Here is a 14,986-nt window from a genome sequence, read left to right as displayed (position 1 = left end):
TGTTGCCCTTTGCTGGGCTGGGGCAAGACAAGACCCTACAAGCTGCTGTGGCCCAGCGGCATGCGCCTAAAATGGACCGCATGATGAACGCCGACCTGCACTGCCACTCCGTCATCTCCGACGGCACCCTCACCCCCGAAGCCCTGGCCGAACGCGCCAAAGCCAACGGCGTGGAACTGTGGGCGCTGACCGACCACGACGAGGTGGGTGGGCAAGACCGTGCCCTGGCCGCAGCCCGTGCGCAGGGCCTGCCCTACCTGACAGGCACCGAGATTTCAGTCACCTTCGCCCACCAGACGGTGCACATCGTGGGCCTGGGCTTTGACCCGCACAACAGCGCCCTGGTGGCCGGCTTGCGCCGCACCCGGGGCGGGCGCAGCGAACGCGCCCAAGAGATGTCAGACGGCCTGGCCAAAGTCGGCATCAAAAACGCCTACGAAGGCGCCCTGCACTACGTGGGCAACCCCGAGCTGATCTCGCGCACCCACTTTGCCCGGCACCTGGTCGAAACGGGTGTCTGCAGCGACACCTCGGAGGTGTTTCGCAAATACCTGACCGAAGGCAAACCCGGCTACGTGCCGCACCGCTGGGCGCGGCTGCAAGAAGCGGTGCAGTGGATCACCGAGGCCGGTGGCATCGCCGTCATTGCCCACCCGGCCCGCTATGGCTTCACGCCCAACGAAGAGTACGCACTGTTCAGCGAATTCAAGGCCCATGGCGGGCGTGGGGTAGAAGTCATCACCGGCAGCCACTCCTCGCAAGAAGCGGTGCGCTACGCAGAAACCGCCCTCGAATTCGACCTGGTGGCTTCGCGCGGCAGTGACTTTCACAGTCCCGAAGAAAGCCGCATCGACCTGGGCACCCTGCCCCTCTTGCCGGGTCAGCTGACCCCCGTCTGGGACCTGCTCGCCGACCGCATCCAGTGAACCCGACGCACCGACACGCCAGCCTTCAGGGCATCGGCTTTGCGGTCTTGGCCACCGCCTGTTTCGCCACCTTGGACACCACCACCCGGCATGTGAGTGCCGGCTTGTCGGTGCTGGTGGCGCTGTGGTTCCGCTACGTCATTCAGGCGCTGATCACCACCATCGTGGTTTGGCCAGGCCGTGGCCGCCGAGTGTTGAGCACCCGCAACCCCCGCTTTCAGCTGGCGCGAGGCCTGCTCTTGTTGGCCTGCGGCGTCCTGGCCTTCACGAGCCTCAAGTACATGCCCGTGGGCGAATTCACCGCCATCTCCCTTTTGAGCCCGCTGGTGATCACCTTGCTGTCGGCCTGGATGCTCAAGGAGAGCATCCGCCCCCTGCGCTGGCTGCTGGTGCTGGGCGGTTTCGTGGGCACCTTGGTCATCATTCGCCCGGGCAGCCATGAATTTGACTGGACCTTGGCCTTGCCCCTGCTGCTGGTGCTGGCCAATGCCGGGTTCCAGATTCTGACCAGCCACATGTCCAAGACCGAGGACCCGATCACCACGCACTTTTACACAGGCTGGATCGTGACGGTGCTGGCTTCCCTCATGCTGCCTTTCGTGTGGCAAATGCCCACCGATGGGGTGGTTTGGCTGCAGCTGTTGCTGATGGGCCTGATGGGTACGGTAGGGCACTTTTTCCTGATCCTGGCCTATGGCCGCGCCCCGGCCGCCACGCTCACTCCTTATATGTACGCACAAATTGGCTTCGGTGTGCTGGGCGGCTGGATCGTCTTCAACCACCTGCCTGACCAATGGACCTTTGTGGGCATGGGCTTGATTGCGCTGTGCGGTGCTTTGGGGGCCTGGCTCACGGTGCGTGAAAACCGCATCAGCATCCAGCCCCCGGAAACCTGAGGACAGCCTCATTTCAAAGTGGGCTGCGCCCTCAAGTAAAGACATTGATTCATCACCGGCAATCGACTGCCCGCACCCATGGCCCAGTTTTTCACTGTTCACCCCGACAACCCGCAAGCTCGCCTGCTCAAGCAAGCCGTGCAGCTGCTCAACCAAGGCAGCGTGCTGGCCGTGCCCACCGATTCCAGTTACGCCCTGGTCTGCCACCTGGACGACAAAAACGCCGCAGACCAGTTGCGCCGCATCCGTGCTGTGGACGACAAGCACCACTTGACGCTGCTGTGCCGCGACCTGAGCGAGCTGGCCAACTACGCCAAAGTAGACAACCGGCAGTTTCGCGCCATCAAGCAGGCCACGCCCGGGCCCTTTACCTTCATTTTGGAAGCCACCAAGGAAGTGCCGCGCCGCTTGAGCCACCCGCAGCGCAAAACCATTGGTCTGCGCGTGCCCGAGCACAAAGTGTTGCAAGAACTGCTGGCCCTGCATGGCGCCCCGCTGCTGGCGGCCACCCTCATCATGCCGGGCGAAGACCTGCCGCTGAACGACCCCGAAGAGATCCGTGAACGGCTGGAACACCAAGTGGGTGCGGTCATCGATGCCGGGGCGTGCTCGCTCGAACCCACCACCGTGATCGACATGGGTGGCGATGAACCCACCGTGATTCGCCACGGTCAAGGCGACCCGGCGCTGCTGGGCCTCTAAGCCACGACCTTCTGCCCAGAACCGGGCCCAGCGCTCTTGAACGCAGACAAGTCAGATGCGACCGTCATGCCACCCAAGAGAAAACCCCTGCAACAGCCCAAGGGCCGCAGCAGGGGTATGGCATGAAAATCGCTGACGGATTACTTCAGATCACCCGCCAGACTGGCCAGCGTGTCGGGCGCGATGTCGATGTGTGAGGGGTAATGCGTGTGGTCGCACCCCAACTTGACCCCAGCGCCAGCCTTCACGGCCGCACACATGGCGGGCTTGAGTTCAAAGCGCACAAAGTGCACCGCTGAGGTTTTTTCATCGGTCTCGCGGTCCAGGTCTTCGTCGGCAATGGCATAAACACGGCCATGGCCTTCGACTTCAACAAACATGCGATCTTCCACGCCGATCAGCTTGGCCAGTTCGCGTCTGCGCTCGTTGATGTCGACGTACTCGATCATCATGGTCGCCTTCCAGTTGCTGCCGTCCGGCACCAGCGGGGCATAGGCCTCGATCTCTTGCAGGATGCCCTCTTCTTCGAAGACTTTTTCGATGCGCAGCATCTCCTGGATCTGGTAGCGGATGGTGGTCTCGCTCTCGAACTGCATGTTGATGTGCTCACCCAGGCGGACGCTGCGCAGCTTGCGGTGGGCGATCACTTCTGGCTTGTGCACCTTGCGCCACTTGGTGTAGGCCTCCAAAGACATCAGGGTCTCGGGCGTGATTTTTCCGGTCAGTTGCATGGCAGTGTTCCTTATTTGAGACCGTAGGCTTTGCGCACCAAGGTCAAGGGGTGGTTCAGTTCAGGGGCGCCCAGGCCATTGACCTCAAAGCCTTGGGCAATGTGGTGGCCGCCCAGCGGGCAGTCGGAGCTGATGAAGTCGGGCTTGGAGCCGTCCTTCATGGTGGCCATGGCCTTGAACACGGGTTTGCCGATTTTCATCGCCATCTCGTGTGAGCCTTTTTTGACGCCGTAAGTGCCGGCATGACCCGAGCAGCGCTCGATGGTGTTGATCTCGGTGTCCGGGATCATCTTGAGCATTTCTTCGGTCTTCTTACCGATATTTTGCACACGGCCGTGGCAAGGAATCTGGTAGCTCACGTTGCCCAGCTTTTGCGGGAACTCGGTCTTGAGCAAGCCATCGCGTTTGCGGGCCATGAAGTACTCAAACGGGTCCCACATCGCGTCTTTGACCAACTGGGTGTCAGTGCAGTCCGGGAACATGAGCGGGATTTCCTGCTTGAACATCAAGGCACAGCTGGGCACGGCCGCCATGATGGCGTAACCGTCTTTGGCGTATTTGGCCAGGACCGGGATGTTGGCCTCTTTGGAGTCCTTGACCGAATCCAGATCGCCCAGCTCCAGCTTGGGCATGCCGCAGCACTTTTCTTTCTCGACCAGCACATACGGGATGTCGTTGTGGTCGAGGATTTTCAGGAGGTCATGGCCAATGCCGGGCTCGTTGTAGTTGATGTAGCAGGTGGAATAAATCGCCACCTTGCCCGGTGTTTTCTCGCCGTCCACCACTTTGGAAGCTTGGGCATCCGGGGCGCTGGAGCGGAACTTTTTAGTGGCCAACGAGGGCAGCCAGGCGTTTTTGTCCACGCCCGCCACGCTTTCCATGACGCTGCGCGCCGCTTCGGTTTTGTTGATGGCGTTGATGGCCTGCACCACGATCGGGATGCCTGCAAAAGAGCCGTGGGTGTCGGTGGAGGCCAAAAACTTTTCGGCTGCGCCCACTTCGCCTTTTTTGAACTTGATGGCCTTGGCCCGCAGCATGGTGTGCGGGAAGTCCAGGTTCCACTCGTGGGGAGGGGTGTAGGGGCACTTGGTCATGTAGCACAGGTCGCACATGAAGCACTGGTCCACCACTTTCCAGTAGTCCTTCTTGTCCACACCGTCGACTTCCATGGTGCTGCTTTCATCCACCAGGTCGAACAAGGTGGGGAAAGAGTTGCACAGGCTCACACAGCGGCGGCAGCCATGGCAGATGTCGAAAATGCGCTCGAGCTCATCAAAGCACTTTTCTTCGTTGTAGAAGTCGGGGCTCTCCCAGCCCAGCGCGTGACGGGTGGGGGCTTCGAGGTTGCCTTCTTTGGCCATGTTGTGCTCCTTTGAGATTTTTATCGGGTTTTTCTGAAGACTCTGCAGCCAGAGCCCTGAGAAAAACCCGCTGCGCCTTGCGGTGCAGCGGGCTCGCGGACCAGGGGAATCAATCCACCAGTTCGTTCAAGGCTTTCTGGTAACGGTTGGCGTGTGAACGCTCAGCCTTGGCCAGGGTCTCGAACCAGTCGGCGATTTCGTCAAAACCCTCTTCGCGGGCGGTCTTGGCCATGCCAGGGTACATGTCGGTGTACTCGTGGGTTTCGCCAGCCACAGCCGAAGCCAGGTTGTCACGTGTCGAGCCAATGGGCATGCCAGTTGCTGGGTCGCCGGATTGCTCCAGGAATTCCAGGTGACCGTGGGCATGACCTGTTTCACCTTCAGCGGTGGAACGGAACAGGGCTGCCACGTCGTTCTGACCTTCAACGTCAGCTTTGTTCGCGAAGTACAAATAGCGACGGTTGGCCTGGGATTCGCCAGCGAAGGCGTCCTTCAGGCATTGTTCCGTGCGCGAGCCTTTGAGTGCTGCCATGGATATCTCCTTGTGGGTTTTGAGTCGATTGCCCTGGCAGGATCGCCAGAGACGGCGTAGATTAACCCTGTACCGTTCAGTCTGCCCAATAGATTGATGCAATGGCATTGATTGCCCGATGCTATTGAGCAGCCGCATTGATAAATATCAACTAATTAGCCGCCCCCCCTTCTCATTTGCAGGACTGCAAGCTGGCGGTAAACCCGAGCAGCGGGCTCTACAAGCCCAAGAGCAGGCCAGAAGGGCTGGGTAAAATCATTGTTTTGGGGCCTGACAGGGTCCCGCACGGCATCTGCTGAGCTGCCGTTTTCTTTTTTGAAAAGACCCTCCCCATGAGCAACGCACCCGCCACTGTGGCCCATCAGCCCGGCCTTGAGAGCCTGTCCAAATCGTTTGAACCCGCCGCGCTGGAAGCCCATTGGGGACCCGAGTGGGAGAAACGCGGTTACGGTGTCGCCGGTTTCCGGGGCACCCAAGCGCCCAAGGAAGGCGCTCCAGCGTTTGCCATCCAATTGCCACCGCCCAACGTGACCGGCACATTGCACATGGGCCACGCCTTCAACCAGACCATCATGGACTCGTTGACGCGCTACCACCGCATGCTGGGTCACAACACGGCCTGGATTCCGGGCACGGACCATGCGGGCATCGCCACCCAGATCGTGGTGGAGCGCCAGCTGCAGGCCAAAGGCATCAGCCGCCACGACATGGGCCCCACACCCGCAGAAGCGCGCAAGAACTTTGTGAGCAAGGTGTGGGAGTGGAAAGAAGAATCGGGCAGCACCATCACCAGCCAGATGCGCCGAATGGGCGACAGCGTGGACTGGAGCCGCGAATACTTCACGATGGACCCCAAGCTGTCCAAAACCGTGACCGAAACCTTTGTGCAGTTGTACGAGCAAGGCCTGATCTACCGTGGCAAACGTCTGGTGAACTGGGACCCGGTGCTGATGAGCGCCGTGTCTGACCTCGAAGTTGAGAGCGAGGAAGAAGAAGGCTCGATGTGGCACATCCGCTATGACTTGGCCGACGGCTCAGGCAGCTTGACGGTCGCCACCACCCGCCCGGAAACCCTGCTGGGCGACGTGGCGGTGATGGTGCACCCAGAAGACCAGCGTTACAAACACCTCATTGGCCAACAAGTCAACCTGCCCCTGTGTGGCCGCACCATCCCCGTGATTGCCGACGACTATGTGGACAAGGACTTTGGCACGGGCGTGGTCAAGGTCACACCCGCCCACGACACCAACGACTACCAAGTCGGCCAGCGCCACAAGCTGGAGATGATCTGCGTGCTGAACCTGGACGCGACGATCAACGCGAACGCGCCTGAAAAATACCGGGGCCTGGACCGCTTCGTGGCCCGCAAGGCCGTGGTGGCCGACCTCGAAGCCGCAGGCGCTTTGGTCGAAGTGAAGAAACACAAACTCATGGTGCCGCGCTGCGCCCGCACCGGCCAAGTGATCGAGCCCATGCTGACTGACCAGTGGTTCGTGGCCATGAACCAAGTGGGCCAAGGCGATGCCACAGGCAAGAGCATTGCCCAAAAAGCCATCGACGCGGTGCAGTCCGGCGCCGTGAGCTTTGTGCCCGAAAACTGGGTCAACACCTACAACCAGTGGATGAACAACATCCAGGACTGGTGCATCTCGCGCCAGCTGTGGTGGGGCCACCAGATTCCCGCTTGGTACGACGAAGACGGCAAGGTATACGTGGCCCGCAACGAGGCCGAAGCGCAAGCCAAAGCGCCGGGCAAGACGCTCAAGCGTGACGAAGACGTGCTGGACACTTGGTACTCGAGCGCCTTGGTGCCCTTCTCAACAATGGGCTGGCCCAACGCCGCAGCTGGCGAGCGTGCCGGGACCGGGCGCAGCGACTTTGCGAGCGAAGCGAGTATGAGCAAGACCGGTTCCGGCACGCTCGCCAGCGGAACCAACGCCACAACTCATAGCAACACCAACAACAGCCAAAGCGATTACGACCTCTATCTCCCCAGCAGCGTGCTGGTGACCGGCTACGACATCATCTTCTTCTGGGTCGCCCGGATGATCATGATGACCACGCACTTCACCGGCAAAGTGCCCTTCAAACACGTCTACATCCACGGCCTGGTGCTCGATGCCCAAGGCAAGAAGATGAGCAAGTCCGAGGGCAATGTGCTCGACCCGGTTGACCTGATCGACGGCATCACGCTCGAACCCCTGCTGGAAAAACGCACCCAAGGCCTGCGCAAGCCCGAGACCGCCCCCAAGGTCCGCAAGCAAACCGAAAAAGAATTCCCAGACGGCATCCCTGCCTACGGTGCCGACGCCCTGCGCTTCACATTCGCGGCGCTCGCGTCACTGGGCCGCAGCATCAACTTTGACTCCAAGCGCTGCGAGGGTTACCGTAACTTCTGCAACAAGCTGTGGAACGCCACCCGCTTTGTGCTGATGAACTGCGAAGGCCAGGACTGCGGCCTGAAAGAGCACACCAAAGCCGAGTGCGAAGTGGGCGGCCCGGCCCACGGCTACTTGGCCTTCAGCCAGGCCGACCGCTGGATCAGCTCGCAGCTGCAGCGCGTCGAAGCCGATGTGGCCAAAGGCTTTGCCGAGTACCGCCTGGACAACGTGGCCAACACGATTTATGACTTTGTCTGGAACGAGTTCTGCGACTGGTACCTCGAAATCGCCAAGGTGCAAATCAACACCGGTAACGACGCGCAACAACGCGCCACCCGCCGCACCCTGATCCGCACACTCGAAACCATCATGCGCTTGGCGCACCCCATCATCCCCTTCATCACCGAAGAACTCTGGCAAAAAGTGTCGGTGGTGGCGGGCCGCCCGGGCGAGTCGGTCAGCATTGCGGCCTACCCCGTGAGCCAGCCTGAGCGCATCGACGAAGCAGCCGAAGCCCATGTGGCCAAGCTCAAAACCCTGGTCGACGCCTGCCGCAACCTGCGGGGCGAAATGAACGTCTCCCCCTCGACCCGCATGCCCCTGTATGTGCTGGGTGACACCACTTTCATGCAAAGCGTAGCCCCCGTGCTGCAGTCGCTGGCCAAGCTGAGCGAAGTGAAGGTGTTTGACACCGAAGCCGAATGGATAGCCGCCGCACAATCGGCCCCTGTGGCCGTAGTGGGCGAAGCGCGACTGTGCCTTTTCATCGAAGTGGATGCGGCCGCTGAAAAAATCCGTCTGAGCAAGGAAGTTGCCCGCCTCGAAGGCGAAATAACCAAGGCCAACGCCAAGCTTGGCAACGAAGCCTTTGTGGCCAAAGCCCCGCAAGCCGTGCTCGACGAGACCAGAAAGCGCGTGGCCGATTTCGGTGCCACGCTCGATAAAATTCGCCAGCAACTGCAACGCCTGGGCTGATCGCCTGCACACCAAGGACACCCCCATGAGCCACAACGTCATCCGCAAAGCCGTGTTCCCTGTTGCAGGTCTGGGCACGCGCTTTTTGCCTGCCACCAAAGCCGCGCCCAAAGAGATGCTGCCGGTGGTCGACAAGCCGCTGATCCAGTACGCGGTGGAAGAAGCCTATGCGGCGGGGGTGCGCCACATGATCTTTGTCACGGGCCGCAGCAAGCGGGCCATCGAAGACCATTTTGACACCGCTTACGAACTCGAAAGCGAACTCGAAGCCGCGCACAAGGACGAATTGCTGGCCTTGGTGCGCTCGGTGCAACCCGACGACATGGTGTGCGCCTACGTGCGCCAAAACCGCATGCTCGGCCTGGGCCACGCAGTGCTGTGCGCCGAGCCTTTGGTGGGCAACGAGCCGTTTGCGGTGCTGCTGGCCGATGACCTGATGGTCAACTCGGGCACCTCTGTGTTGTCCCAAATGGTTGAGGCCTATACCAAGCAAGGCCGATCGGTTTTGGCGGTGCAGGAAGTGCCACTCGACCAGGTCAGGCGCTACGGCATCGTCGCTGGCGAGCCTGCAGGCAAACAGCTCATCCGTGTCGAGCAAATTGTGGAAAAACCCAGCCCGGACAAAGCGCCTTCGCGCATGGGGGTGGCCGGCCGCTACATCCTCACGCCAGGCATTTTTGACGAGATCCGCAACCAGCCCACCGGCGTGGGCGGCGAAATCCAGCTCACCGATGCCATCGCCCGCCTGATGCAGCGCGAAGCGGTGTACGCATTTCAGTACCAAGGCAAGCGCTACGACTGCGGCAGCAAGGAAGGCTTTCTGGAAGCCACGGTGGAGCTGGCTTTGCAGCACCCTCAAGTGGGCGCATCGTTCCGCGACTACCTCAAGGGCTTGAGCCTGTAAGGCTCAGCGGACCCTTCTCAGCGGCGTTTGAGTGCAAACACAAACGCCGTTTCCGTCTTTTCCTGCATCAACAAATCGTTGCCGGTCTGCCTGGCAAAGGCCTCAAAGTCGCGCCAAGCGCCGGGGTCGGTCGCCGTCACTTTGAGCACCTGACCGCTGCTCATCTCGTTCAAAGCCTTTTTGGCTTTCAAAATAGGCAAGGGACAGTTCAGGCCGCTGGTGTCAATTTCTTTGTCGATCTGCATCATGTGTCCTGATTCGCTTCCTGGCTTTGCGCGGCACGCTCTTCCCACGTCATGAATTTCGGCTCGATGCCGATGGTGCGCAGCCAGTCGCCCAAGGCGTAACCGGTGCCTGCTGGCCAGCAGATCAAATCCTCGAAGTCGAACATCTTGTACTCGGCCAACTCGGGCGACAAACGCACCTCACCCTCGGCCACCGCGTGGTAGGCAATGATCACCTGGTTCATGCGCTGAAAGTCATAAACGCCAATCAACTTGAGCGCTGAGACCTTCAGGTTGGTTTCTTCGGCAATCTCACGTGTGATGCCTTCTTCGGGCGTTTCGCCCGCTTCCATGAAGCCGGTGATCAGCGCAAAACGTCGCCCAGGCCATGCGGCATTGCGGGCCAGCAAAATCTGATCGCCCACTTGCACAATGCCCGCCAGCACGGGCGTCGGGTTATTCCAGTGGGTGAAGTCACAAGCAGTGCAACGCAAGCGCATCGTTTCGCCCCCGTCTTCCATTTGCGAAAGCCAGGCCAGAGGACTGGCACACATGGGGCAAAAGCGGTATTCAGCCATGAAGCCTCCGGTCAGGCGGGAAACACGCCCGTGGACAAATAGCGGTCACCGCGATCGCAGACGATGAACACGATGGTGGCGTTTTGCGCCGTCTTGGCTACTTGCTGCGCCACCCAGCAAGCACCCGCTGCGGAGATGCCCGCAAAAATGCCTTCGGTCCGCGCCATCTGGCGGCAGCTTTCCTCGGCATCGTTTTGGCTCACGTAAATCAGCTCGTCCACATGGCTGGGGTCATAAATTTTGGGCAGGTATTCCTGGGGCCACTTGCGGATGCCCGGAATGCGCGAGCCCTCGCTGGGCTGGGCACCGATGATGCGAATCGCCGGGTTCTTTTCTTTCAGAAACCGCGACACGCCCGTGATCGTGCCGGTGGTGCCCATGGCGCTGACAAAGTGGGTCACTTTGCCGCCCGTCTGCTCCCAGATCTCGGGGCCGGTGGTTTCGTAATGGATGCGCGGGTTGTCGGCGTTGGCAAACTGATCCAGGATGCGGCCCTTGCCTTGCGCGGCCATGTTGTCGGCCAAATCACGGGCGTATTCCATGCCGCCGCTCTTGGGCGTGAGGATCAACTCAGCACCAAACGCCTTCATGGTCTGGGCGCGTTCAATTGAAAGGTCCTCCGGCATGATCAAGACCATGCGGTAGCCCTTGATGGCCGCCGCCATGGCCAACGCAATGCCGGTGTTGCCGGATGTCGCCTCGATCAGGGTGTCGCCCGGCTTGATCTCGCCGCGCTCTTCGGCCCGACGGATCATCGACAAGGCGGGCCGATCCTTCACGGAGCCCGCCGGGTTGTTGCCCTCGAGCTTGCCCAAAATCACATTGCCACGCGCAGCGCAATCCGCTGCCCCCAAGCGCTGCAAAGCCACCACAGGTGTTTTGCCGATCGCATCTTCGATGGTTGGATAAATCATGGCCGTACTTTGCCATAAGTTGAACGCCCTTGATGGCGGTGAGCCAGGCCCCAACCACCGTATAAACCCGCCTGCCCGCTGCTGGGCCTGGCTGCCCTGCGGTACCAGCGGCGTTTGCGTGCCACAGGCATGAGGGTCAATGGCTGCGCCACAGTTCACACCGACATCTTTTAACCGACAGCCCAAAATGGCGTCAAAAATGTGCCATAATTTGCGTCTTCACAAATACCGCCCGGGTGGTGAAATTGGTAGACTCAGGGGACTCAAAATCCCCCGCCGCAAGGCGTGCCGGTTCGAGTCCGGCCCCGGGCACCAGAGTAAAGCCGCAAGTTCCAGCAACTTGCGGCTTTTTTCTTGGGCGCTTCGCTGGCTGAGCCCACCCTCAATCGATCCCCGCACTCCAACGGTCATTCCAGTTGCGCTCAATCTGCCGGCGGTCGCGTTTGGTGGGGCGGCCTTGCTCAATGCTCAGCGCGGGTTCGCGGGCCAGGCGGTGCTGCTCGGCGGCTTTTTGGCGGGCCGCGATGCTTTCAGGGGTTTCTGTGTAGAGCAGCTGCGCCACGGGGGCCGGGCCCCGCACGCCGCTCAAACCTTGCACCACCACCGTGCGCTCCACAGCGCCTTGGCGCAGACACACGGTGTCGCCGGGTTTGACCTCTTTGGACGGCTTGGCGTCCTGGCCGTTGACCTGCACACGGTTCTTGCCGATCTCTTCGCTGGCCAGGCTGCGGGTTTTGTAAAAACGGGCCGCCCACAGCCATTTGTCGATGCGCAAAGAAGTCATCGCGCCCCCGAAAACAAAGCGCCTTGCGGGCTCAGGCCGTCGCGCACATGCGGGTAATGCAAGCGAACCTTCAATTCTTTTTTCATGCGCGTGTTGTCCAGCCGCCGGGACTCGCTCATGAAGCTGAGCAGCATCAGAGGCAAGGCGGTGTTGGCATCGTGGCGTGAAATGCGAAGTGGCTTGGCCAAGCCATAAAGGCCAGCGGCCAGGTCAAAGTAGTCGCCCATCTTCAGATCGGTGTCGTCGGTGACGTTCACCACGCGCTGCGGCTTGCCGCGCCACAAAGCGGCGGCACAGGCTCGGGCCAGATCGTTGGCATGGATGTGGTTGGTGTACACATCCTCCTTGGCCACCAGCACGGGCGTGCCCCTGAGCAAGCGCTCGCGAGGCGTGCCGCCTTCGCGGTCGGGGGCGTAAATGCCGGGGATGCGCAGCACACTCACCCGCACGCCACTGCGCCCCAAAAACCGCATCAAATTTTCCGCATCGACCCGCCGCTGAGCGCGGGGGGTGTGCGGATTCACGGTCCGGGTTTCATCGACCCGCTGACCGGCGCAGTCGCCATAAACACCCGTGGTGGAGCCATAAACCAAGGCTTGCGGCAGCGTGCGCAGGCGCAAGGCGCGCACCAAGGCCAAGCTGCGCGGATCACGGTCCGAGGCGCCTTGGCGGTCGGTGGGCGGCGGCGCCAGATGGATCACCCGGTGCGCAATGCCCGCCAAGCGCTTCAAACTGGCCGCATCGTCCAGGTCGCCTTGCAAAGGGGTGATGCCGCAGGCCCGCAGCAAACGCACGCGCTCGGGCGATGAAGTCAGCGCCATCAAGCGCACACGCTGGTTTTGCGGCGCACCCAGCTGGCCCGCAGCGCGCAAGCCCACATCGCCACAGCCCACGATCAAAATGCGTTGGCGACGGAAGCGGGCAGGCCGTGCGCCCAAGGGGGTTTGGTTTGAAGGCAAAATCAGGGGTTCCGGGTCGAATACAACCCCTCAAGGATACCCAAAAGATGAGCTTTCAAATTTCCGTGCAGCCCAGCGGCCGCAGCTTCACTGCAGACGACAACGAAACCCTGCTGACCGCAGGCATCCGCCAGGGCATCGGCCTGCCCTATGGCTGCAAGGACGGCGCTTGCGGTTCGTGCAAGTGCAAAAAAATCTCGGGCACCGTGGTGCATGGCCCGCACCAAACCAAAGCCCTGAGTGACGAGGAAGAAGCACAGGGTCTGATCCTGACTTGCTGCGCCACCGCCCAAAGTGATGTGGTGCTTGAATCGAAACAAGTGACCGCAGAAGGCGGTTTGCCTGTCAAGAAAATGCCCGTGCGCGTGGTCAGTTTGGCAAAAAAGTCACACGACGTGATCGAACTCAAGCTGCAACTGCCCGCCAACGACGTGATGAAGTTCCACGCAGGCCAGTACATCGAATTTTTGTTGCGAGACGGCTCGCGCCGCAGCTACAGCATGGCCAACGCCCCGCACACCCTGGAGGTGGCCCCGCCCACCGTGGAGCTGCACATCCGCCACATGCCGGGCGGCAAGTTCACCGACCCGGTGTTCACCACCATGAAAGAAAAAGACATCCTGCGTGCCGAAGGCCCGTACGGCAGCTTTTACCTGCGTGAAGACAGCAACAAGCCCATGGTGCTGCTGGCCTCGGGCACGGGCTTTGCACCCATCAAGGCGCTGATCGAGCACATGCAGCACCGCGGCATCACCCGCCCGGCCACGCTGTACTGGGGCGGCCGCCGTCCGGCCGACCTGTACATGGCCGACTGGATCGAAGCGCGCCTGGCCGAGATGCCCAACCTGCGCTATGTGCCCGTGATCTCGAACGCTGAAGCCGAAGACCAATGGACCGGCCGCACCGGCTTTGTGCACCAGGCCGTGCTGCAGGACTTTCCCGATCTGTCGGGCCACCAGGTCTATGCCTGCGGCGCACCCATCGTGGTGGACTCGGCCAAGCGCGACTATGTGGCGCAGGGCCATTTGCCCGAAGAAGAGTTTTACGCCGATTCGTTCACCTCCGAGGCTGACAAAGCCAAGGCTTGAAGTTGACCTGTTTCACGGAGCACCCCATGTCCATCACCCGCCGCCAATTTGCAGCCGCCTCCTTCGCACTCAGCTCACCGGCTTGGGCCCCTGCTTGGGCGCAAGGCAAACCCATCCGCATCATCGTGCCTTACGCAGCCGGTGGCCCCATCGACGTCACGGCCAGGGCACTGGCCGAGCGCGTCAAGGACAGCCTGGGCACTGTGTTCATTGAAAACCGCCCCGGCGCTGGCGGCAACCTGGGCGCTGACCTGGTGGCCAAGGCCGCGCCCGATGGCCTGACGATCGGCATCGCGGCCACAGCCACACACGCCATCAACCCCTGGCTGTTTGCCAAGATGCCTTATGACGCCAGCCGCGACTTTGCGCCCATCACGCAAATGCTGCGGGTGCCCAACGTGCTGGTGATGAACGCCGAGACCGCGCAGCGCCTGAAAATCAACAGCCTGGCCGATTTGGTGGCGTATGCCAAAGCCAATCCGGCCAAATTGAACTTTGGCTCGGGCGGCAACGGCAGCGCCGGCCATCTGGCGGGTGAAATGTTCAAGCGGGCTGCAGGCATTTTTGCGGTGCACATTCCCTACAACGGCGGCAACCCTGCGCAGCTGGCTTTGTTGTCGGGGCAAGTCGACTTCAACTTCGACAACCTGGCCACGGCAGCGGCCAACATCAAAGCGGGCCGACTCAAGGCCCTGGCCGTGACCACCGCTCGGCGCAGCAACGCACTGCCAGACATCCCGAGCATGAGCGAAACCTTGAAAGATTTCTCGATCGACACCTGGTGGGGTCTGGTGGCGCCTGCCGCCACACCGCGTGATGTGGTGGATCGGCTGAACAAGGCTTTTGTGGCGGCGCTGCAAGCACCCGAAACCAAAACACGTTTCGCACAACTGCTGGCCGAGCCGGTGGGCAACACGCCCGAACAGTTTGGCGCTTTCATGAAGCAGGAGCTGACACGTTACGAAAGCGTGGTCAAAGCCAGTGGGGCGCGGGTAGATTGAGAGCGCTCTGACCCAGAATGCAAAAAGCCC

At 61.2% G+C, this 14,986-nt stretch carries 15 protein-coding genes and 1 tRNA gene; 8 read left to right on the top strand and 8 right to left on the bottom strand.

The features are described 5' to 3' along the window. Window positions 1-71: 71 nt before the first annotated feature. From QZ190_RS01460 to QZ190_RS01450, 3 genes are all read left to right on the top strand, one after another. Entirely contained in the window at window positions 72-926 is an 855-nt protein-coding gene (locus QZ190_RS01460; protein ID WP_291912730.1) for a 3',5'-nucleoside bisphosphate phosphatase, read from the top strand. Continuing rightward, on the top strand, window positions 923-1,822 hold the full coding sequence (locus QZ190_RS01455; RefSeq protein WP_291912729.1) for a DMT family transporter: 900 nt from the start codon (window positions 923-925) through the stop codon (window positions 1,820-1,822). The genes QZ190_RS01460 and QZ190_RS01455 overlap by 4 nt, the downstream gene beginning before the upstream one ends. 78 nt (window positions 1,823-1,900) lie before the next feature. Next, on the top strand, window positions 1,901-2,524 hold the full coding sequence (locus QZ190_RS01450) for an L-threonylcarbamoyladenylate synthase (RefSeq protein ID WP_291912727.1): 624 nt from the start codon (window positions 1,901-1,903) through the stop codon (window positions 2,522-2,524). A gap of 140 nt (window positions 2,525-2,664) precedes the next feature. Here QZ190_RS01450 and QZ190_RS01445 read toward each other — a convergent pair whose 3' ends face one another. From QZ190_RS01445 to QZ190_RS01435, 3 genes are all read right to left on the bottom strand, one after another. Further along, window positions 2,665-3,255: a DUF3501 family protein gene (locus QZ190_RS01445; RefSeq protein ID WP_090138583.1), complete on the bottom strand. Its 591-nt coding sequence runs from the start codon at window positions 3,253-3,255 to the stop codon at window positions 2,665-2,667. 11 nt (window positions 3,256-3,266) lie between these two features. Continuing rightward, window positions 3,267-4,616: a heterodisulfide reductase-related iron-sulfur binding cluster gene (locus QZ190_RS01440; protein ID WP_291912724.1), complete on the bottom strand. Its 1,350-nt coding sequence runs from the start codon at window positions 4,614-4,616 to the stop codon at window positions 3,267-3,269. Between the two features lie 109 nt (window positions 4,617-4,725). After that, a complete protein-coding gene (locus QZ190_RS01435; RefSeq protein WP_062408037.1) occupies window positions 4,726-5,148 on the bottom strand; it encodes a rubrerythrin family protein in 423 nt (140 codons plus the stop codon). Window positions 5,149-5,480: 332 nt separating this feature from the next. Here QZ190_RS01435 and QZ190_RS01430 point away from each other — a divergent pair, with 332 nt between their 5' ends. Together QZ190_RS01430 and galU are read left to right on the top strand one after the other, a co-directional pair. Beyond that, entirely contained in the window at window positions 5,481-8,504 is a 3,024-nt protein-coding gene (locus tag QZ190_RS01430) for a valine--tRNA ligase (protein WP_291912720.1), read from the top strand. Between the two features lie 25 nt (window positions 8,505-8,529). Then, complete coding sequence (gene galU / locus QZ190_RS01425) at window positions 8,530-9,408, top strand: UTP--glucose-1-phosphate uridylyltransferase GalU (RefSeq protein WP_090138589.1); 879 nt, start codon at window positions 8,530-8,532, stop codon at window positions 9,406-9,408. 17 nt (window positions 9,409-9,425) lie between these two features. Here the strand turns inward: galU and QZ190_RS01420 are convergent, their stop codons facing one another. Genes QZ190_RS01420 through cysM form a run of 3 tightly spaced genes read right to left on the bottom strand, consistent with a single transcriptional unit; the run spans window position 9,426 to window position 11,124 of the window. Next, window positions 9,426-9,653, bottom strand: coding sequence for a sulfurtransferase TusA family protein (locus tag QZ190_RS01420; protein WP_194945191.1), 228 nt, complete (start codon window positions 9,651-9,653; stop codon window positions 9,426-9,428). Next, window positions 9,653-10,210, bottom strand: a complete 558-nt coding sequence (locus QZ190_RS01415; protein WP_291912713.1) for an NUDIX domain-containing protein — start codon at window positions 10,208-10,210, stop codon at window positions 9,653-9,655. Before QZ190_RS01415 ends, QZ190_RS01420 begins: the two co-directional genes overlap by 1 nt. An 11-nt stretch (window positions 10,211-10,221) precedes the next feature. Continuing rightward, the gene (cysM, locus tag QZ190_RS01410; RefSeq protein ID WP_291912711.1) at window positions 10,222-11,124 is read right to left on the bottom strand and encodes a cysteine synthase CysM; all 903 of its coding nucleotides are present in this window, start codon (window positions 11,122-11,124) and stop codon (window positions 10,222-10,224) included. A gap of 230 nt (window positions 11,125-11,354) precedes the next feature. Between cysM and QZ190_RS01405 the strand changes: the two genes are divergently transcribed. After that, window positions 11,355-11,439 (top strand) — tRNA-Leu (locus QZ190_RS01405). A gap of 67 nt (window positions 11,440-11,506) precedes the next feature. Here QZ190_RS01405 and QZ190_RS01400 read toward each other — a convergent pair. Together QZ190_RS01400 and QZ190_RS01395 are read right to left on the bottom strand one after the other, a co-directional pair. Next, window positions 11,507-11,908 (bottom strand): S4 domain-containing protein, encoded by a 402-nt coding sequence (locus tag QZ190_RS01400; RefSeq protein WP_291912708.1) that lies wholly within the window; start codon window positions 11,906-11,908, stop codon window positions 11,507-11,509. Continuing rightward, window positions 11,905-12,867 (bottom strand): SDR family oxidoreductase, encoded by a 963-nt coding sequence (locus QZ190_RS01395; protein WP_291912707.1) that lies wholly within the window; start codon window positions 12,865-12,867, stop codon window positions 11,905-11,907. The genes QZ190_RS01400 and QZ190_RS01395 overlap by 4 nt, the downstream gene beginning before the upstream one ends. Window positions 12,868-12,914: 47 nt before the next feature. On the opposite strand from QZ190_RS01395, the gene QZ190_RS01390 reads away from it, so the two are divergent. Together QZ190_RS01390 and QZ190_RS01385 are read left to right on the top strand one after the other, a co-directional pair. Then, the gene (locus QZ190_RS01390) at window positions 12,915-13,955 is read left to right on the top strand and encodes a CDP-6-deoxy-delta-3,4-glucoseen reductase (RefSeq protein ID WP_291912705.1); all 1,041 of its coding nucleotides are present in this window, start codon (window positions 12,915-12,917) and stop codon (window positions 13,953-13,955) included. 26 nt (window positions 13,956-13,981) lie between these two features. Then, the gene (locus tag QZ190_RS01385; protein ID WP_291912702.1) at window positions 13,982-14,956 is read left to right on the top strand and encodes a tripartite tricarboxylate transporter substrate binding protein; all 975 of its coding nucleotides are present in this window, start codon (window positions 13,982-13,984) and stop codon (window positions 14,954-14,956) included. The last annotated feature ends 30 nt before the right edge of the window (window positions 14,957-14,986 follow it).

The organism is Limnohabitans sp. (genome assembly GCF_017848645.1).
GTDB lineage: Bacteria > Pseudomonadota > Gammaproteobacteria > Burkholderiales > Burkholderiaceae_C > Limnohabitans_A.
Note: the sequence above shows the minus strand (reverse complement) of the source record. Positions and strands in the feature narration are given on the sequence as shown.

Coding starts and splice junctions, on each gene's coding strand:
- QZ190_RS01420 (WP_194945191.1), bottom strand. CDS start 9,653: ATGCAGATCGACAAAGAAATTGACACCAGCGGCCTGAACTGTCCCTTG.
- QZ190_RS01385 (WP_291912702.1), top strand. CDS start 13,982: ATGTCCATCACCCGCCGCCAATTTGCAGCCGCCTCCTTCGCACTCAGC.
- QZ190_RS01445 (WP_090138583.1), bottom strand. CDS start 3,255: ATGCAACTGACCGGAAAAATCACGCCCGAGACCCTGATGTCTTTGGAG.
- QZ190_RS01390 (WP_291912705.1), top strand. CDS start 12,915: ATGAGCTTTCAAATTTCCGTGCAGCCCAGCGGCCGCAGCTTCACTGCA.
- galU (WP_090138589.1), top strand. CDS start 8,530: ATGAGCCACAACGTCATCCGCAAAGCCGTGTTCCCTGTTGCAGGTCTG.
- QZ190_RS01460 (WP_291912730.1), top strand. CDS start 72: ATGGACCGCATGATGAACGCCGACCTGCACTGCCACTCCGTCATCTCC.
- QZ190_RS01400 (WP_291912708.1), bottom strand. CDS start 11,908: ATGACTTCTTTGCGCATCGACAAATGGCTGTGGGCGGCCCGTTTTTAC.
- QZ190_RS01415 (WP_291912713.1), bottom strand. CDS start 10,210: ATGGCTGAATACCGCTTTTGCCCCATGTGTGCCAGTCCTCTGGCCTGG.
- cysM (WP_291912711.1), bottom strand. CDS start 11,124: ATGATTTATCCAACCATCGAAGATGCGATCGGCAAAACACCTGTGGTG.
- QZ190_RS01440 (WP_291912724.1), bottom strand. CDS start 4,616: ATGGCCAAAGAAGGCAACCTCGAAGCCCCCACCCGTCACGCGCTGGGC.
- QZ190_RS01430 (WP_291912720.1), top strand. CDS start 5,481: ATGAGCAACGCACCCGCCACTGTGGCCCATCAGCCCGGCCTTGAGAGC.
- QZ190_RS01435 (WP_062408037.1), bottom strand. CDS start 5,148: ATGGCAGCACTCAAAGGCTCGCGCACGGAACAATGCCTGAAGGACGCC.
- QZ190_RS01450 (WP_291912727.1), top strand. CDS start 1,901: ATGGCCCAGTTTTTCACTGTTCACCCCGACAACCCGCAAGCTCGCCTG.